The organism is Yoonia sp. I 8.24 (assembly GCF_022096995.1).
Taxonomy (GTDB): Bacteria; Pseudomonadota; Alphaproteobacteria; order Rhodobacterales; family Rhodobacteraceae; genus Yoonia.
The window spans coordinates 1-17,586 of the sequence record NZ_JACXGQ010000012.1 but is presented as its reverse complement, the minus strand read 5'-3'; the positions used below and the strand labels follow the sequence as shown (position 1 = coordinate 17,586).

General features: G+C 53.3%; 18 protein-coding genes. 14 read left to right on the top strand and 4 right to left on the bottom strand.

The genetic code is table 11. The annotated features are described in order from the left end of the window. The 13 genes from Yoon_RS17110 to Yoon_RS17050 all read left to right on the top strand — a co-directional run bounded on the left by Yoon_RS17110 (position 1) and on the right by Yoon_RS17050 (position 14,566). Positions 1–810: an FHA domain-containing protein gene (locus Yoon_RS17110; RefSeq protein ID WP_238113926.1), complete on the top strand. Its 810-nt coding sequence runs from the start codon at positions 1–3 to the stop codon at positions 808–810. Then, a complete protein-coding gene (locus tag Yoon_RS17105; RefSeq protein ID WP_238113925.1) occupies positions 794–1,882 on the top strand; it encodes a PP2C family serine/threonine-protein phosphatase in 1,089 nt (362 codons plus the stop codon). Before Yoon_RS17110 ends, Yoon_RS17105 begins: the two co-directional genes overlap by 17 nt. Beyond that, positions 1,882–3,219 (top strand): dynamin family protein, encoded by a 1,338-nt coding sequence (locus Yoon_RS17100; protein ID WP_238113923.1) that lies wholly within the window; start codon positions 1,882–1,884, stop codon positions 3,217–3,219. The genes Yoon_RS17105 and Yoon_RS17100 overlap by 1 nt, the downstream gene beginning before the upstream one ends. A gap of 167 nt (positions 3,220–3,386) precedes the next feature. Beyond that, complete coding sequence (locus Yoon_RS17095; RefSeq protein ID WP_238113921.1) at positions 3,387–5,465, top strand: dynamin family protein; 2,079 nt, start codon at positions 3,387–3,389, stop codon at positions 5,463–5,465. Next, on the top strand, positions 5,465–6,331 hold the full coding sequence (locus tag Yoon_RS17090) for a dynamin family protein (RefSeq protein ID WP_238113919.1): 867 nt from the start codon (positions 5,465–5,467) through the stop codon (positions 6,329–6,331). Before Yoon_RS17095 ends, Yoon_RS17090 begins: the two co-directional genes overlap by 1 nt. Positions 6,332–6,420: 89 nt before the next feature. After that, positions 6,421–6,783: a hypothetical protein gene (locus Yoon_RS17085; protein ID WP_238113918.1), complete on the top strand. Its 363-nt coding sequence runs from the start codon at positions 6,421–6,423 to the stop codon at positions 6,781–6,783. Positions 6,784–6,819: 36 nt separating this feature from the next. Beyond that, a complete protein-coding gene (locus Yoon_RS17080) occupies positions 6,820–7,599 on the top strand; it encodes a hypothetical protein (protein ID WP_238113916.1) in 780 nt (259 codons plus the stop codon). A 375-nt stretch (positions 7,600–7,974) separates the two neighbouring features. After that, complete coding sequence (gene urtA, locus Yoon_RS17075; protein ID WP_238113914.1) at positions 7,975–9,264, top strand: urea ABC transporter substrate-binding protein; 1,290 nt, start codon at positions 7,975–7,977, stop codon at positions 9,262–9,264. 62 nt (positions 9,265–9,326) lie between these two features. Further along, positions 9,327–11,261 carry an urea ABC transporter permease subunit UrtB gene (urtB, locus tag Yoon_RS17070; RefSeq protein ID WP_238113912.1) on the top strand — a complete coding sequence of 645 codons (1,935 nt, stop codon included), beginning with the start codon at positions 9,327–9,329 and terminating at the stop codon, positions 11,259–11,261. 4 nt (positions 11,262–11,265) lie between these two features. Next, positions 11,266–12,429, top strand: coding sequence for an urea ABC transporter permease subunit UrtC (gene urtC, locus Yoon_RS17065; RefSeq protein WP_238113910.1), 1,164 nt, complete (start codon positions 11,266–11,268; stop codon positions 12,427–12,429). Next, the gene (urtD, locus tag Yoon_RS17060) at positions 12,426–13,169 is read left to right on the top strand and encodes an urea ABC transporter ATP-binding protein UrtD (protein ID WP_238113908.1); all 744 of its coding nucleotides are present in this window, start codon (positions 12,426–12,428) and stop codon (positions 13,167–13,169) included. The genes urtC and urtD overlap by 4 nt, the downstream gene beginning before the upstream one ends. Then, a complete protein-coding gene (gene urtE / locus Yoon_RS17055) occupies positions 13,169–13,864 on the top strand; it encodes an urea ABC transporter ATP-binding subunit UrtE (RefSeq protein WP_238113906.1) in 696 nt (231 codons plus the stop codon). Before urtD ends, urtE begins: the two co-directional genes overlap by 1 nt. 174 nt (positions 13,865–14,038) lie before the next feature. Beyond that, positions 14,039–14,566, top strand: a complete 528-nt coding sequence (locus Yoon_RS17050; RefSeq protein WP_238113904.1) for a peroxiredoxin — start codon at positions 14,039–14,041, stop codon at positions 14,564–14,566. Positions 14,567–14,692: 126 nt separating this feature from the next. Here the strand turns inward: Yoon_RS17050 and Yoon_RS17045 are convergent, their stop codons facing one another. The 4 genes from Yoon_RS17045 to rpsJ are packed head-to-tail and all read right to left on the bottom strand — an operon-like array spanning position 14,693 to position 16,657. Beyond that, on the bottom strand, positions 14,693–14,989 hold the full coding sequence (locus Yoon_RS17045) for a 50S ribosomal protein L23 (protein ID WP_238113901.1): 297 nt from the start codon (positions 14,987–14,989) through the stop codon (positions 14,693–14,695). Continuing rightward, positions 14,986–15,606, bottom strand: coding sequence for a 50S ribosomal protein L4 (gene rplD, locus Yoon_RS17040; RefSeq protein ID WP_238113900.1), 621 nt, complete (start codon positions 15,604–15,606; stop codon positions 14,986–14,988). Before rplD ends, Yoon_RS17045 begins: the two co-directional genes overlap by 4 nt. Next, on the bottom strand, positions 15,596–16,333 hold the full coding sequence (rplC, locus tag Yoon_RS17035; protein ID WP_238113898.1) for a 50S ribosomal protein L3: 738 nt from the start codon (positions 16,331–16,333) through the stop codon (positions 15,596–15,598). Before rplC ends, rplD begins: the two co-directional genes overlap by 11 nt. Positions 16,334–16,345: 12 nt before the next feature. After that, complete coding sequence (gene rpsJ, locus Yoon_RS17030; protein ID WP_238113896.1) at positions 16,346–16,657, bottom strand: 30S ribosomal protein S10; 312 nt, start codon at positions 16,655–16,657, stop codon at positions 16,346–16,348. A 247-nt stretch (positions 16,658–16,904) separates the two neighbouring features. On the opposite strand from rpsJ, the gene Yoon_RS17025 reads away from it, so the two are divergent. Further along, positions 16,905–17,447 (top strand): hypothetical protein, encoded by a 543-nt coding sequence (locus Yoon_RS17025; RefSeq protein WP_238113895.1) that lies wholly within the window; start codon positions 16,905–16,907, stop codon positions 17,445–17,447. Positions 17,448–17,586: the final 139 nt, after the last annotated feature.

Here is a 17,586-nt window from a genome sequence, read left to right as displayed (position 1 = left end):
ATGAAATTTCTTCGTAATCTCATTGGCAAAAAGCGGCGCGATGACACCTCCCGCCGCCCCGCTGGCGTCGATCCGCTTGAGCAATCGTACCAAGACACCGTAGGATCCATCGGCGCAGAGGAAGCCGTTGAACCGGCGGTGACAGACATCCTGTCCTCGGTAAATACCAAGGTTGCAGCGCCTAAGGCCGAAGCAACAAATATTTGGGATGTTGACGACGACAGCGCGTCAAGTGCCCTGCCCGAAACGGCACCCGATTTGCCTACGCCAGCACCGGTCGAAGCATCCGCCGCGGCATCACGCTCACCAGCGCGGGCCCGCCGGACCAAAACACGCCTGATTGGCTTTGAAAAATCAGATGGTGATGTTGTCGGCCTGTTTGATGACGCACCAACACCTGAGGCGCCAAAGGCAGCCCCAGCGTTGCGCGCGAAATTCCCAGTTGGCTGGGTTGTGATCGCTTCCGGCCCTGGTCGCGGCGAGTGTTTTTCGCTATCGCCCGGCATGTCCCAAATTGGACGTGGCGACGACCAAGCCGTGAAACTTGATTTTGGCGATAACTCCATTTCGCGTAGCAACCATGCCGCTATCGTGTTTGATGAAGAAACCAGCGAGTTCATTCTTGGGCACGGCGGGAAATCAAACATTGTTCGCTTGAACGATAAACCACTTATTAGTAACGAAACGCTTAATTCCGGCGATGTTATTCGCTTGGGTGAAACTGTGCTTCGCTTTGTTAGCCTGTGTGACAAGACATTCAACTGGACTGACGGCGCATCTGGGGAGGATGAAGATGTGGCGATCGCCTGAACCACGCTTTGACGTCGCATCTGCGATCGTCCAAGGCGGCCGTGATTACCAAGAGGACGCAATTGTTAGTGATTTCCCATTTGGGGCGGACACTGGTGTTGTTGTTCTGGCTGATGGTATGGGCGGCCATGCTGCTGGCGATGTCGCCAGCAAAATCGTAGTGACCGAAGTTTTTAGTGAGCTTAAGTTTCAAAGCGCTAATTTCACCGATTTTGAAAGTGAAATCCCGCAGTATTTGACCTCTGCTGCCGTGAACGCAAACAACGTTGTGCGTAATCACGTGAAAGCGAACCCTGACACACGTGGCATGGGTGCTACACTCGTCTCTTTGGTTTTGATTGAAAACCGGATGTTCTGGATGTCGATCGGGGATTCGCCGCTTTATCACATGCGCGCGGGCAAGATTAAGCAGCTCAACGAAGACCATTCGATGGCACCACAGATCGATTTCATGGTGCAATCGGGCCTTCTGGATGCGGAAGCTGGCAAAAACCACCCGGATCGCAACTGCTTGACCTCGGTCATCCTTGGCGACCGTGTCGCAAAGTCTGATTGCCCTAAGAAGCCGTTCGAACTGCAGGTCGGGGATATTGTTGTCGTCTCTAGCGATGGGCTCCAATATCTTGAAGAGGCGCATATTCAGAAGATTTTGCACCGCTATCGCCGCCGTAAAAGTGCCGAGATCGCCGGGTATCTTTTGGAAGCCATCGAAACTCTGGCTGACCCAGATCAAGACAACGTGTCATTCGCGGTTATCAAGCTGAACCATAACAAGCCGGTGATCCGCGCAATCCGTGCGAAACCAGTTGGTCACATTGAAACCCACGCGTCCTCTATTACCCGCGTTGTTACCGAAGCGCCTAAGGCAGATCCGGAAATCGCGGAACCCCCAGCAGAGGATGTCGCGGCTGAAAACACAGCGGACACCGCCACTTTAGAGGCGACGACAGAACCTAAAGACGCGAAACCCGTCATCAAAGAAGTGAAGCCAATCGCTAAACTTGATGATACCAGCACACAGGAGGTTGAAGAGGCTGCGCCTCAGGCTAAACTAGCCGCCGGAGGCAAATAATGTCGAATCAATCTCTCGCGATACGCGTACACGAAGAATTAAAGCAGGCCGTTGCAAGCGGCCTGCTACCGGACGACGCCCACAAGCGGGCAATGCAGCTTGCTGGCCGCCTTGATCAACCCGTGCGCATTGCGCTTTTGGGTATGGAAGGCGCCGGAAAATCGCGGATACTCAATCTGCTTGTGGGCAGCAAAGTCATCCCCGAAAGCGTCAATTTGCCAACCGTTCAGTTGACGCATGGCGACACGACCCAAGCCATCTGCACGCTGGAAGACGGCACCAAGAAGACGCTGGACCACTTTGGTGAAAAGACGACGTTTGAAACGGTCGATATTCTGAAAATTATCGCCGTGAAGCCAACCTTCGTTGAGCTCCGAATCCCGCTACCCGCGCTCAAGAAGATTTCGGTTCTGGATGTCGCATCGACCAATGAGCCAGAAGCGCTCAGCGCCGCCTGTCAATGGGCTGCTAAGCGGTGTGAAGTCGCCATGTGGTGTACAAAGGGCTATGTCCCCGCTGAGCAGGCGATCTGGGCGCAAATGCCCGATCTGATCAAAGATCACGCATTTTTGATGCTCACCCATGCGGATCAAATCGCCGCAGCAGGCAAGTTAGACATCGCAATCGCGGCCGTACGCAAAGCCGCTGGCGATGAATTTAACCATGTATTGCCCATTGCAACGCTTGACGCGCTTGCCTCTCGCGGGGCCGATGGAACCGTCGACAAGGAAAAAATGCGCAGTAGCGGCGGAACGGCGCTTATTGGTGCGGTTCTTAAGCAGGTCGATCAAGGGCGGCAAGCTTTCGTCGATCTGGGCGATATTTTGTTGCACCAAAATGCCGATGCCTTGGCAGGGAATGAAAAAGTTGTTCTAAATCAAAAAGATGAAGACGGATCGCCAACAGATTTGGGCACAAGTCATACTGTTGAACTCTCGGTCGTACACAGCGCAACTGTTTCGCCAATAGAAACAAAAGAACATACCCCGGCCGCTCTCCTAAGGCTTCACTCGGACACGCGTGATGCCTATGAGACCGCGCTTGCCTATATCGCTGAACAAAGTAAATCCATGTCTCAAATCATAGCAAATGCAGACGACGGAGCCCCCGGTGAAATCATCGCGCTCGCCTCTGAGCAGGTGCAGTGGGTTTGCGATTATCTGAATGAAAATGGTGACGATTCCGATCAAGCGCTCGTGCGAGCGCGAGATACGTCGTTCGACGCTGCAGACCTCGTGCAACTCATGCAAATGGAAAAAAATGACGGTGCTGCGGTCGAAGCGTTAAGCCTGTTGTTGCAAATCAAGCACGAATTACAGGCCGATTTAGCTGCATAACGTCGCGCACCACTTGTAAAAGCGTAAATATAAGTGCCTTATTCAGCCTGCACCGCTCTGTTTCCATTATCGCAATAAACCAGTGATAGCCTCGTGATTTGGCGAAGAGGGTATCAACTGATATGGGTGGTAGCCAAGACGACTATTGAGGACAAACGAGAATGAAGATGGAAGAGCTGACAAAAGGGGATGGTTACAAAGTCCCGGCAGCGCACCACCCTTTCATGCGACTTGGGCTAGAAAAACTCGAAGAGTTTCATGACGAAATTATTGACCTAGAGGCGACGCTGGCAGACGTTGTCAAGCTGGGTGGATCTGACGCTGAGAAGAAATCAACGCGACTTATCAAACAGTTGCGCGCATTTGAGCCAAGCATCACGATGATCGGGCAGATCAAATCAGGCAAAACATCGCTGGTGAACGCCATGGTTGGCCGCCCCAATTTGTTGCCCGCGGATGTGAACCCGTGGACATCCGTTGTCACCTCTTTGCACCTGAATACGCCGCTCGCCAATGATGCGCCGACCGCATCATTCCAGTTTTTTAGCCAAGGCGAATGGGATCATTTGGTCGAAAACGGCGGCCGAATCGGTGAGCTATCAAGCCGCGCCGGCGCAGATGAAGAGCTTGAAAAAGTCCGCGAACAAATCACTGAGATGCGCGACAAGACCAAAGCCCGTCTCGGGCGTAAGTTTGAATTGCTCCTTGGTCAAAAGCACAGCTATGCCGATCTGACCGATGATCTTGTCCAGCGTTACGTCTGCATGGGCGACGATTTCGAAGATATGGACGAGGAAGACCAGCAAGGTCGGTTCGCAGACATCACGAAATCCGCCGATCTGTATCTTGAAGCGAAATCAATCCCGATGCCTCTGTGTGTCCGCGACACCCCCGGCGTGAACGATACATTTATGATGCGTGAACAAATCACCATCAACGCGCTGCGTGAAAGCCGGATTTGTGTTGTCGTTCTGTCCGCGCATCAGGCGCTAAGCTCGATGGACATGGGGCTTATCCGTCTCATCGCAAACGTGAAATCCCGCGAAGTGATCATTTTCGTCAACCGGATTGACGAATTATCGAATCCCGCCGAGCAGGTTCCCGAAATTCGCGACAGCATTTTGCAAACGCTCAAAGACAATAATGGCCCCGAAAACCCAGAACTGATTTTTGGCAGTGCTTATTGGGCGAATATTGCCTTGGGCGAAACGCTTGATGACATCGTCGCCGAAAGTGCCGAAGCCATGTTCAACTGGGCCGAAGCATCGCTGAGCGCGGAAACCGCCGGCATGGAGATCAACGAACTGGTCTGGCATCTGTCGGGTGTGCCCCAGCTATATCGCGCCCTGTCTGACCGTATTTCCGAAGGGCCCGGTGCCGAAATTCTTGCGGCGTCGCGCAAGCGCGCGCTGAACCTTGTTGGCGGCGTGCGTGCCTCCTCTGCGATGGTTTCAATGCGTCTTGATGGCGATTCCGTTGATGTCATGCCACATGATCAGCTCGTCGCGCATTTGGACAAGCTTGAAGCAGACAACCAAAAATTCCTGAGCGACCGGATGGATATTGTGTTCCAACAATTTTCATCCCGGATTGATCAGTCGCACAAACGGTTCTTGGATCGCGCGCTTGAATCGCTGTTGCAGCACCTAGAAAGTAAGGGTGAGCAAGAGGTTTGGCAATATAGCCCTGACGGGCTGCGGATGCTTTTGCGCACCAGCTATCAGGTCATGCGCCGCAACGTGTCGTCCACCTGCGATCAGGTCTTTGCAGCCGCCTCAGCTGATTTGGCTGAAACGTACCGCAATGCCTTTGGTGTTTCGGTCGATAACTTTTCAATCACACCGCCGGCCGCGCCTGAAATTCCGGCCCCCGTGCAACTGGGCCAGACCATCGCACTGGACCTGCAAACATCATGGTGGAAAGGCTGGTGGAGCCGTCGCAAAGGCTATCGTGCCTTTGCCAGTGGGTTCTATGACCTGATCGAAGCCGAAACAGCCCCGATTGTAGATGAGCTAAAAGTGCGTCAAGCCGAAGAAATCCGCGATTTGGCCGAGGCCGAGCTGCGTGATTTTCTTGCGGAACAGCGTGGCTTCCTCACTGATATCAGCGAGAAATCGAACCTGAACCAAGAAGACCTTAAAGAAATCTTTGGCATTACGGCGCAGCAAGAACGCGAAGAAATCTTCGATTACATTTTCGAAGAATTGAGCGATAGCGCAGCTGAACCAGCCGAGGGGGACGCCTGATGACCGAGCAAACGCCAAAACGCAAACCGCGCATCGCCCTGATGGGCGAATTTTCGGCCGGTAAAAGCACCTTGTCGAACCTCTTGATGGGCGCGCGCCCGCTCCCTGAAAAGGTCACAGCGACCCGGCTATCGCCAGTTTGGATGACCTACGGTGATGGCGCGCCCTACCGCGTTGATGTGAATGGCAGCACTGAACCTGTGTCACTTGATCATCTCGAAGGGATCCCGGTCGAGGAAACCATGTGCATTCGGCTGGAGCTGGAATGTGATATTCTAGATGCCTGCGATTTGATCGACTTTCCTGGCATTTCCGATCCGAACATGTCGTCCGACGTATGGGAACGTATGTTGCCCGAAGTAGACGCGGTGATCTGGCTCACGCACGCGACCCAAGCATGGCGACAGTCTGAGGCCTCCGTTTGGGATACGATGCCCGAAGCCGTGCGCAAAAATTCGATCCTTCTGATCACCCGCTTTGACAAATTGACGACTGAAAAAGATCGCTTGCGCGTGTTTAAACGTGTGCGCCGTGAAACCGCCGGACAATTTGCCGCAACCTTCCCTATCTCGCTTTTGCAAGCGCTTGAGGCAGGTGAAGACTTTGATCTTTGGGATGCCAGCGGCGCCGGTCCATTTGTTGAGCATCTGATCCAATCCATCGATACGCTCAGCAAGCTTGCTGCCCGGTCCGAACAGCCGCTTTATAACATTCCTGATGGAACGGCAGTCCCAGAACTAAAGGTCGCGGCCGTTATACCCCGCCGCGTCGATCGCCCGTTGAATAAGGATGCACCCAAACGTGAACGCCCCAAAGCCGCGCCCGCAGGGGCGCCTCCGGCAGTACCGGGCGCTGCGACTTCGTAATAGGTTACCGTGTTTAGGATAGGCTTTCACACGGCGAGCATTTGTCGTAGTCAGCTTGATAGCAACATCAATTCAACGGACCAGCATTCATGGTTGTCGACGATCTAGACGCACTGCAAGAAAAATTCGCGGTCTGTGACACAATCGCCTTTGCCGATTTGTCAACGCAGATGATTCTTGTGACAAATTCAGCGACGTCATTACCGCGCGAAGGGTTAGATAACCTTTGCGCTGAAGCGGCTCTGACGATGGGGACTAAGCGGCGGCAGTTTTTAGGTACTGAACCCAGCTCTAGCGCTGTTGTCGCAAGTCGCGGGCAAGTGCGCCTGTTCTTGCGCGCCAAGGCCGAACCCAATGATATCTTGTGCTGCGTCAGCACAGACAAACTGGATATCAACGCATTTCTCGCAGAAGCCCAGCCGCTTCTTGAAAAGCTGAGCACTGGCGGATGATTATGCAATACCCACTAACGAACAAAGGCCGCAACCGTGAGTGACACATCGACAATCACCAACAAGTTGGCCGCACTTTTATCCGACGATGATGTCTATGTGGCAGGCGCCCGTGTAATCGCGCAGGGTGGATCCCCCGCGCCTTTAGCCGCTGTCCTGACAGAAATTGACGCGACCGTTTTGGAGCGCACATTGGTGTTCAGCATCGATGATGTAAACGTCAGTATGATTGTTGCGGGCCGTCGTTTGCGTGGGTTTACAGATGTTTCGGGGAACCTCCCCGAAGCGGCAAACGTGATCGGCAAAGTGTTGTCGCGCGATGATGCAGAAACACTGCAAGCAGCTGGCGACCTAATGCTGTTGCTTTGCGCCTCTGCAAACCGCGTGACGGTACGCAGCCTGCCAGCAACACCATTTGGGACCGGTGCAGACGCAGGATTGTCCGCCAACGGGCTTGCGACCCTATGGCACATAAATCTTGACGATAAACCTGCTGCACTCATTGAGCGTTACCTTTCAGCAAACGCGGCAGATTTAAGCGCATATATCTATGTATCAAACGGCGATGTCGTTAAGACCGTTGGCGATGTCGCCACGCTTGACGCGCTCTGGAGCACGCAGGTCACCGAATTTCGCAAACGCCACCGCGCACTGCTTCCCAAGCAAGATGGACCACGTCTGACCTGTCTCGATGAACCGATGGGTGAAGGCAGCACAGTAGCGATCGCCATCGATGGCAACGATGTTGGATTGTTCAGCTACAAACGCAGTCAAATGCCACGGCTTGTGTCCGCATGGACGGCATCCCTAGGTTGATTAATAATTATACATTCAACCTATAAAAGTTCTCATTCAGCGTTCGCCATATGGTTGGGCGATTTTGAGTAACCTGTGTTGATACACAGGCAATACAAAATTCGCTCAATTTTCAGGCTGATGTAAAAATTAAGTCGAATAATCTAGCAGACACCTAAAAAAGCAGCACGCGCATCCACTGTCCCGGGGACTCTACCGGCATCACATCATACTCACATGACGTCGGTAATAAGACATTAATCGTCGCACAGTGGGTCTTCCTGGCAGAAATCTCCCACCGCGCGACTACAACAACACTGTTGTGGGTGCCGTGTAGCATTTGGCTTTGGCTGTGTGAACGGCAGACCACAATAACGAAACGGGGAATTTGTTTCGATGACATATAAAAAGACACTTGGTGCATCTGCTTTAGCCGCATTGCTGGCAAGCACCACCATGGTTGCCGCACAAGATTGTGCAGAACCAATCAAAGTTGGCGTTCTACACTCTCTGTCTGGGTCTATGGCTATTTCTGAAACCACGCTTAAAGATGCGATGTTGATGCTGATCGAACAGCAAAACGCCGCTGGCGGCCTGCTTGGCTGTGAAATCGAAGCTGTCGTCGTTGACCCAGCATCTGATTGGCCACTGTTTGCCGAAAAAGCACGCGAGCTGCTGACAGTGTCAGAAGTTGACGTAATTTTCGGCAACTGGACATCGGTTTCACGTAAATCCGTTCTTCCAGTGATCGAAGAGCTGAACGGCCTGCTGTTCTACCCAGTTCAGTACGAAGGTGAAGAATCTTCACTGAACGTGTTCTACACTGGCGCCGCACCGAACCAACAAGCGATCCCAGCGACAGACTACTTCCTCGAAGAGCTTGGCGTTGAAAAATTCGCACTGTTGGGTACTGACTATGTTTACCCACGCACGACTAACAACATTCTCGAAGCCTATCTGATCGACAACGGCATCGCCGAAGAAGATATCTTTGTGAACTACACACCGTTTGGTCACTCTGACTGGGCCACAATCGTTGCAGACGTTGTCGCATTAGGCGAAGACGGCAAACAGGTTGGCGTGATCTCAACCATCAACGGCGACGCAAACATCGGCTTCTACAAAGAACTGGCCGCTGCTGGCGTTTCTGCTGACGACATCCCTGTCGTTGCATTCTCTGTTGGTGAAGAAGAGCTGTCCGGTTTGGACACATCCAACCTTGTTGGCCACTTGGCTGCTTGGAACTACTTCCAATCTGCTGAAGGCGAAGCAAACGCTGAATTCATCGAAGCATGGAAAGCATTTGCTGGCGAAGAGCGCGTAACAAACGACCCAATGGAAGCCCACTATATCGGTTTCAACATGTGGGTGAACGCTGTTGAGGCCGCAGGCACAACAGACGTCGACGCGGTACGTGACGCAATGTACGGCCAAGAGTTCCCGAACTTGACTGGCGGTACTGCCGTGATGTTGCCAAACCACCACTTGGCAAAACCAGTTCTGATCGGCGAAATCCAAGCTGACGGTCAGTTCGACATCATCAGCCAAACAGCCGAAGTACCGGGCGATGCATGGACAGACTTCCTGCCAGAATCAGCCGTGCTTAAGTCTGATTGGCAGACACTCGGTTGCGGCATGTACAACATCGAAACTGAAAGCTGCGTTCAGCTGACGTCGAACTACTAAACCAATTAATCAGGCGCGGGAACTTTCCGCGCCTGACTTTATCTAAAATCCGAAAGCCCCCCATGACACGCGTCTTAATTATGCTCGCCATGCTGTTGGGGTTTTCACCCGCCGCGCAGGCCCAAGATCTTCAAAACCTACTGCAAACACACGCCGAAGAGGTCGCAAGCCCCGGTCGCCGTACTGTCGGCGTTGTACTGGATGATCTTGCCGCCTCAGGCATTCCCCAAGTCGCGACCTTCCTTGAGCAATGGCAAGAAAAGTCAGTCTGGCAAGGTCCCGAAGGCCTGTTCTTTATCGCGGCCGAAGAAGGCGACACACTTAATCTGACGGACATCGACAGCGGGGTACAATCCACCGCGCCCGCCGCAGGTTTCACACAACTGAAGCCGAATGGTGGCGTGCGCCGCGTAATTGGCACCGCGTTGGTTCAATTCCAATTGATGGACCCCGATCTGACGCGGCGCACCACGGCGGTTGCCTCTATCGCGCGCCGACCAGAGGCGAGCCAGCTTGCCCCATTGCTCGCATCCATCGACGGTGAAAGCGACGCGGCACTCAAGGCCCGTAAAATCCAACTGGCAAATTTCCTGTCTGCAAGCTTCGCGGACGACCCCACCGACCGAATTGCCGCAATTACAAGCCTGTCTACCGACGTCAGCGTGGAAGCACGCGCCGTCCTTAACCAAATCCTTACCACAAGCACCGGTATCGCCACGCAGCTCCCCTCTGATGCGAACATCGCCCAAGTGCTAACACCCGGCGCAGAGATATCGCTTGATGCCGCCTACGCGCTGCTGGTCGAGGACGATCTTGCGGCCCCAATAACCACTGCCGAAGAAATCAAATCAGCCCTTGCCGCCAATATCGTGGACGGGCGTGTGGGGGATGTACCAGTGGTCCAGTTGAATACCACGGACAACCGTGCCTATGCCTATGCCCAGCTTGCCGAAGCAGGCACTGCTCCGGCGCTTGTGACCACCGCAGATCGCGATGCAGCCTTGGCGGACTACGTATTCTTCGAAATCTATGATGAAGATGACGCCACCATCACAACTGCCGCGAAAACCGCGTTAGCATCTGTTGAAACCCGCGTCGCCGTAGGCCAAACCGCCGATTTGACGTTGGATGCGCTGTCACTGGCATCGATCTATTTTCTGGCCGCGATCGGGCTTGCGATCACGTTTGGGGTCATGGGCGTGATCAACATGGCCCATGGCGAATTCATCATGATGGGGGCCTATACGGGCTATGTCGTGCAATTGTTTGTGCCTAGCTACACCGCGTCGATCATCATCGCACTGCCGCTGGCCTTTGCCGTAACGTTCGGTGCCGGGGTCGCAATGGAGCGGCTGGTGATCCGTCACCTGTATCACCGCCCGCTTGAGACATTGTTGGCGACCTTCGGGATTTCCATTGCGCTACAACAATTGGCCAAGAACATTTTTGGCACGCAAGCGCGCCCGCTCACATCACCTGCATGGCTGGATGGCGCACTGGTGTTTAACGATGTTGTACAGATTAGCTATATCCGCATCGCGATTTTTGTGTTGGCCGTGATTTTCCTTTTCCTGATCCTGTTTGTGCTCAAACGCACCCGGCTGGGACTAGAGGTGCGTGCAGTCACCCAAAACCCCGGCATGGCCGCATCGATGGGGATTAATCCGGACCGGATCAACATGCTGACCTTTGGGCTTGGCTCTGGGATCGCGGGGATCGCAGGTGTTGCAATTGGGCTTTATGCCAAGGTCACGTCGGAAATGGGTGCCGATTATATCGTGCAATCCTTCATGACCGTGGTTGTGGGCGGGGTTGGCAACGTCTGGGGCACGCTTGCGGGTGCGTCACTGATTGGCTTCCTACAAAAAGGGATCGAATGGTTGAACCCGTCGAACACGCTCGCAGCGCAGACCTATATGATCCTCTTTATCATTCTCTTTATTCAGTTCCGGCCCAAAGGCATTGTTGCCCTCAAAGGCCGAGCGGCAGCGGATTAATCCCATGACAAACAGTTTTCTTATGCGCAACCCATCGACCCTATGGTTCTTGCTCGGGCTCAGCTTGTTCACCATCGTCGTCACCGCACTGTCTGATGCGGGTGTTGGGGTGATGTCGACATCCTTTGTCAAAACGTTGGGCAAGACACTGTGTCTGTGCTTGATTGCCGTCGCGATGGATGTGGTCTGGGGATATTGCGGCATCCTCAGCCTTGGGCATTTCGCATTTTTCGGGATCGGCGGTTATGCCGTTGGCATGTGGCTGATGTATGCGCGCACCGAAGGCATTGTGCTTGATAGTTTCGCGTCACAGACGATCCCGCCGACACCGCAAGAAGTGACCGATGCGATCGGAAATCAGATCTTTGGCGTTGTCGGCAGTTCTGAATTTCCTGCGATCTGGGCATTTTCCGACAGCTTGATCTTGCAACTGCTGCTGGTCGTGCTGGTCCCCGGCCTGCTTGCGCTACTGTTCGGTTGGCTGGCGTTCCGGAGCCGGGTCACAGGCGTTTACCTGTCGATCCTGACGCAAGCAATGACCCTCGCGCTTGCACTTTATCTGTTTCAAAATGATAGCGGGCTGCGCGGCAATAACGGGCTATCGGGCTTGCAAAACATTCCGGGCTTTGAAGACACACCGCAATCGACAATCTCGCTCGCGTTTTTCTACGCTTCCGCGCTGGCTGTGGCACTCGGCTATGTGCTGTTTGCGTGGATCACCTCGGGCAAAATGGGCAGCGTGATTAAGGCAATCCGCGATAATGAATCGCGCGTGCGTTTCTTGGGCTACCACGTCGAAAGCTACAAACTGTTTGTCTTCACCATCACAGCTGTCGTCGCAGCCATCGCAGGCGCGCTGTACTACCCCCAGGCGGGCATCATTAACCCTGCAGAAATCGCGCCGATTGCCTCGATCTATCTGGCGGTTTGGGTGGCGATTGGCGGACGCGGCCGCCTGTACGGCGCAGTGATTGGGGCGGCCTTTGTGTCGCTGCTATCAAGCTGGTTCACAGGCGGCGGTGCCCCGGCCATTCCGCTTGGGTTCTACACGGTCCAGTGGACCGACTGGTGGCTTGTGTTGCTTGGTCTCTCGTTCGTCGCCGTCACGCTTTACGCACCCAAAGGTATCGGCGGGCTGTTTGACTATCTTGTAAGGAAACCATCATGACCACCCTTCTTGAAGTCGATGGCGTCTCTGTCAGTTTTGATGGGTTTCGCGCGATTAATAACCTGTCCATCCAAATCGGTGAACCCGAATTGCGCGCGGTGATTGGGCCCAATGGGGCTGGCAAAACCACGTTTATGGATATCATCACGGGCAAAACAAAGCCGGATGAAGGGCGTATTACATGGGGGGATCGTAACATTTCCCTGCTTGGGATGTCCGAAAGTGAAATCGCAATGGAAGGCATCGGGCGCAAGTTCCAAAAGCCAACTGTATTCGAAGACCAAACCGTGCGCGAAAACCTTGCCATGGCGCTGCGAAATCCACGTGGGCCTTTTGCCGTGCTATTCTACAAAAAGACCCGCGAAGGTGCTGCACGGATCGAAGAAATCGCCGATGAAATCGGCCTGTCCGATAGTCTTACCCGCAAGTCAGGCGAACTTAGTCATGGTCAAAAACAATGGCTCGAGATTGGGATGCTGTTGGCGCAAGATCCGCGGCTTTTGCTCGTCGATGAACCTGCGGCGGGCATGACCACGGCAGAACGCGAATTGACGACTGATCTGCTCAAACGTGCGGCAGAAACCCGCGCCGTTGTCGTTGTCGAACATGACATGGAATTCGTGCGCCGCCTTGATTGCAAGGTCACCGTATTGCACGAAGGGTCCGTTTTGGCCGAAGGATCATTGGACCACGTCACCGCCGACCAAACAGTGATCGACGTATATTTGGGACGTTCATAATGCTTAATGTTCAAGACCTAACGCTGCACTATGGGCAAAGCCAAATCCTCAACGGGATAACGCTCAATGCGCCGGTGGGGGAAGTGACCGCCGTGATGGGTACCAATGGCGTTGGCAAAACCAGCCTTCTCAAAGCCATTTCTGGACGCCACCCCTATACGAACGGCACCTTGGCAGTGGGTGATCAGACGTTGCACCACCCGTCCGCCTTTGCCGCCGCCCGCGCGGGCATTGCCTATGTTCCACAAGGCCGCGAAATTTTTCCACTAATGTCGGTGCTCGAAAACCTTGAAACTGCCTTTGCTTGCCTCCCCAAAGAAGATCGCCATATCCCTGATGAAATCTTTCAACTTTTCCCAGTTTTGTTGGATATGAAGGCCCGTCGCGGCGGCGATCTGTCCGGCGGCCAGCAGCAACAATTGGCCATCGCGCGCGCGCTGATCACGCGGCCAAAGGTTTTGTTGCTGGACGAGCCGACCGAAGGCATCCAGCCCAACATCATCCAACAAATTGGCCGTACAATCGATCTGCTGCGCACACAAGGCAACATGGCAATTGTATTGGTCGAGCAAAACTTCGACTTCGCCTACGGGCTCGCGGATCGGTTTGTTGTCATGACACGTGGAGAGGTCAAACGGCGCGCCGATAAGGCAGACGTAACGCCCGCACAGATGCTCGAAGAATTGGCACTTTAGGCTTCGATCACGCAGTATCGGCTGACATTTTTTGCAGGTCAAAAAATTAGTCGCTTTATTGATGTTTTTCGTCACTCAGCGGCTTCAAATTATCTGACAACCTGTTGTATTTACACGGCAACAAACCTGATGAAATGAAAACCCGATTCCTCCCAAATCCTAAGTGAGATAGCTATGAAAACTGGACAAAAAGTTCCAAACGTCACGTTCAAAACACGCGTGCGCGACGAGTCAATTGGCGGTGACAATCCGTTCCGTTGGCAAGACAAGACATCGGATGACTACTTTGCCGGGAAACGCGTTGTGCTTTTCTCGCTCCCTGGCGCATTCACACCGACATGTTCCACATTTCAGCTTCCTGGATTTGAAAAAGGCATGGCGGAATTCAAAGCCCAAGGCATCGACGCAATCTATTGCATGTCCGTTAACGATAGCTTTGTCATGAACAAATGGGCGCAGTCGCAAAATCTTGAAAATGTGCAAGTCATCCCGGACGGCTCCGGTGAATTCACCCGTCGTATGGGGATGCTCGTGAACAAAGATAACCTAGGTTTTGGTGCGCGCTCATGGCGCTATGCAGCCATCGTAAAAGACGGTGTCATTGAAGCTTGGTTCGAAGAGCCCGGCATCTGCGATAACCACGCAGAAGACCCATATGGCGTGTCTTCCCCTGAAACACTGCTTAAGCACCTCGCGGCGTAGCTAAAGAAAGATAAGCGCAATCAGGTCCTTGGTTGCGCTTGCGACTTTGGTTCAGGCGAATCTAGCATAGAAAAAAAGGCCCCCCGCATCGCTGCGAGGGGCCTTTTTCTATTCTATCTGACGGGCTTACAGGCCAGTCGAGACGTCAATTGTGTTACCCTCTTCAAGTGTAACATATGCTTTTTTAACGTCTTTACGGGTACCAAGTGCGCCGCGGAAGCGTTTCACTTTACCCTTAGTGATCGTTGTGTTGACCGCTTTGACCTTCACACCAAACAGCGCTTCAACAGCTTGTTTGATCTGTGGTTTGTTGCTGTCGATCGCCACTTCGAAAACAACGGCATTGGCTTCAGAAGCCATTGTCGCTTTTTCTGTGATGATCGGCTTGCGGATCACATCGTAGTGTTCTGCTTTGGCGTTCATGACAAACGAGCCTCCAGTGCTTCGACACCTGCTTTGGTCAGGACAAGCGTGTCTGACTTCAGGATGTCGTAAACGTTCGCGCCTTGCGACGGAAGAACGTTCAAAGTTGTGATATTCGCAGCTGCTTTTTTGAAGTCAGCGCTGACTTCGGCGCCATCGATGATCAAAGCACGTTTCCAACCCAACGCACCAACCTGTTTGGCCAGCGCAGATGTTTTGGTGTCTGTGACGTTGATATCGTCGATGATGACCAGCTCGCCTGCGGCCACTTTCGCGGACAGTGCGTGCTTAAGACCCAGCTTGCGGAACTTCTTTGTCAGCTCATGTGCGTGGCTACGTGGGGTTGGCCCCTTGTAAACACCACCAGACCGGAAGATCGGTGCACCACGGGACCCGTGACGTGCGCCACCAGTACCTTTTTGGCGATAGATCTTTTTAGTCGAGTAAGACACTTCAGAACGACCAAGCACATCGTGTGTACCAGCCATTGCTTTGTTACGCTGCCAGCGCACAACGCGATGCAAGATGTCCTTGCGTGGCTCAAGACCAAAGATCTCGTCGTTCAGTTCGACGGAACCAGCAGCCTTGCCGTCCAATTTGATTGCATCAGCCTTCATTGTTTTCGCCTCCCTCAACTGGAGCATCGGTTTGATCAGCAGCTTTCGCAGCAGAACGCAGAGCAGCCGGGTAAACAACACCTTCAGGAGCCGCTTTTTTCACCGCATCCTTAACAGTCACCCAACCACCTTTGGAGCCAGGAACAGCGCCTTTGACCATGATGATACCACGATCAGCGTCTGTCTTGATGACTTGGAGGTTCTGAGTAGTGACTTTCGCCGCACCCATGTGACCAGCCATTTTCTTGCCTTTGAAAACCTTACCAGGATCCTGACATTGACCAGTCGAACCGTGCGAACGGTGTGAGATAGAAACACCGTGTGTCGCGCGCAAACCACCAAAGTTGTGGCGCTTCATCGCGCCAGCAAAACCTTTACCGATAGAAGTACCGCATACGTCAACGTATTGGCCTTCAAGGTAGTGGTCAGCAGTGATTTCTTCACCAACAGCGATCAGGTTATCTTCGGTGACGCGGAACTCAGCGACTTTGCGCTTGGGTTCAACTTTTGCAGCAGCAAAGTGGCCGCGCATCGCTTGTGATGTGCGCTTTGCTTTGGCTGCACCGGCACCCAGCTGAACAGCTGTGTAACCGTTGGTGTCAGCAGTACGCTGCGCAACAACCTGCAGATTTTCGAGAGAAAGAACGGTCACAGGAATCTGCTTGCCGTCTTCCATGAAAAGCCGGGTCATGCCGACTTTCTTTGCGATAAGTCCAGTACGGAGCATATGATCTACCCCTTATACTGAAATCTGGACGTCAACGCCCGCAGCAAGGTCGAGCTTCATCAGCGCGTCCACTGTCTGTGGTGTTGGGTCGACGATGTCGAGAAGACGCTTGTGCGTACGGATCTCGAACTGATCGCGGGATTTCTTGTCAACGTGCGGACCACGCAAAACAGTGAACTTTTCGATCTTGTTTGGAAGTGGGATCGGACCACGCACAGATGCGCCAGTGCGCTTGGCTGTGCTTACGATTTCTTGCGTGCTTGCATCAAGCACCCGGAAATCAAACGCCTTCAGGCGGATGCGGATGTTTTGGCTATTCGCCATATTCATCACCCCTAGATTAGGGCCTAGAGCGGAGAGGAAGACCCCCGCTCATCGAAGGCCCTCATCGCGTCTTTTATCCAACTTAAAAAGGGCACGCAGCGCGCACCCTGATTGGATTGGGGTTCTATAGGGGGAGTCGGGGGATGTGGCAAGGAAGAAAATCACTCCCCCCCCCTTCAATCAATTGCGCCTAGCGACATCGGTAAAAACGTGTTTCACTACACCTAGATTGAGCGCGGAGAGCACAATGCGAAACAACAGTATTGAACTTCATTTTCCCGTGCTTTTTTATCATGCTCTGAATACGAGTGGTAATAGTTTTGCCGTATGCGACACGCACAAGATTACCTATATTTGGCAGCGAGGAGAGTCGTTAGGGTGGGGTACGGACTGGACCACGACGAAAAATGACCTTCCTGCGGGGGTCATTGACTGGACTGGTCGTCACTTTCCTATTTCGGAAATCAAAGCAATTCCTAAGCCTCCATTCCCGTTGGGTTTACCCTTATCACTGCTGTTTGGGCTGACCATAGGTTCTTGGAGGCGTTTCAGGTTTAACGCCCCCGAACAGCTTTCTTTGGAAGAGTTCAAAAAGAAGGCTGTAAGGGAAATGGCGCGCAGCAAATGGGCACCATCACTGATACGAGAAGTCAAAAGTGCTTCAAGTATTGAGGCTATCTTTAGAGATGGCTTCGAATACACCACAAAGGCGCGGACATCTGGGCCAACCACGTTTCCAGCCTCACATAGAATGGGACCACACGCAGAGAGTATCCGCTGCGTGAGCTAATAGAAGCTTTCGTTGACTTGCAAAACGCGAAAGCAAAAGGCCGCCCCGATTGGAGCGGCCTTTGATATTTGTATCGTCAGAGTGGGTTCTCGGTGATTGCTTTGCAATCGCCTGTCACCCACGCGGTGTTTCCCCGCTT

Excerpts from the sequence above, each read along its gene's own strand:
- rplC (WP_238113898.1), bottom strand. The coding sequence starts at position 16,333 with ATGCTCCGTACTGGACTTATCGCAAAGAAAGTCGGCATGACCCGGCTT.
- Yoon_RS17090 (WP_238113919.1), top strand. The coding sequence starts at position 5,465 with ATGACCGAGCAAACGCCAAAACGCAAACCGCGCATCGCCCTGATGGGC.
- urtC (WP_238113910.1), top strand. The coding sequence starts at position 11,266 with ATGACAAACAGTTTTCTTATGCGCAACCCATCGACCCTATGGTTCTTG.
- Yoon_RS17025 (WP_238113895.1), top strand. The coding sequence starts at position 16,905 with ATGCGAAACAACAGTATTGAACTTCATTTTCCCGTGCTTTTTTATCAT.
- urtB (WP_238113912.1), top strand. The coding sequence starts at position 9,327 with ATGACACGCGTCTTAATTATGCTCGCCATGCTGTTGGGGTTTTCACCC.
- rplD (WP_238113900.1), bottom strand. The coding sequence starts at position 15,606 with ATGAAGGCTGATGCAATCAAATTGGACGGCAAGGCTGCTGGTTCCGTC.
- Yoon_RS17105 (WP_238113925.1), top strand. The coding sequence starts at position 794 with ATGTGGCGATCGCCTGAACCACGCTTTGACGTCGCATCTGCGATCGTC.
- Yoon_RS17085 (WP_238113918.1), top strand. The coding sequence starts at position 6,421 with ATGGTTGTCGACGATCTAGACGCACTGCAAGAAAAATTCGCGGTCTGT.
- Yoon_RS17095 (WP_238113921.1), top strand. The coding sequence starts at position 3,387 with ATGGAAGAGCTGACAAAAGGGGATGGTTACAAAGTCCCGGCAGCGCAC.
- urtA (WP_238113914.1), top strand. The coding sequence starts at position 7,975 with ATGACATATAAAAAGACACTTGGTGCATCTGCTTTAGCCGCATTGCTG.
- Yoon_RS17045 (WP_238113901.1), bottom strand. The coding sequence starts at position 14,989 with ATGAACGCCAAAGCAGAACACTACGATGTGATCCGCAAGCCGATCATC.
- Yoon_RS17050 (WP_238113904.1), top strand. The coding sequence starts at position 14,039 with ATGAAAACTGGACAAAAAGTTCCAAACGTCACGTTCAAAACACGCGTG.
- Yoon_RS17110 (WP_238113926.1), top strand. The coding sequence starts at position 1 with ATGAAATTTCTTCGTAATCTCATTGGCAAAAAGCGGCGCGATGACACC.
- urtD (WP_238113908.1), top strand. The coding sequence starts at position 12,426 with ATGACCACCCTTCTTGAAGTCGATGGCGTCTCTGTCAGTTTTGATGGG.
- rpsJ (WP_238113896.1), bottom strand. The coding sequence starts at position 16,657 with ATGGCGAATAGCCAAAACATCCGCATCCGCCTGAAGGCGTTTGATTTC.
- urtE (WP_238113906.1), top strand. The coding sequence starts at position 13,169 with ATGCTTAATGTTCAAGACCTAACGCTGCACTATGGGCAAAGCCAAATC.
- Yoon_RS17100 (WP_238113923.1), top strand. The coding sequence starts at position 1,882 with ATGTCGAATCAATCTCTCGCGATACGCGTACACGAAGAATTAAAGCAG.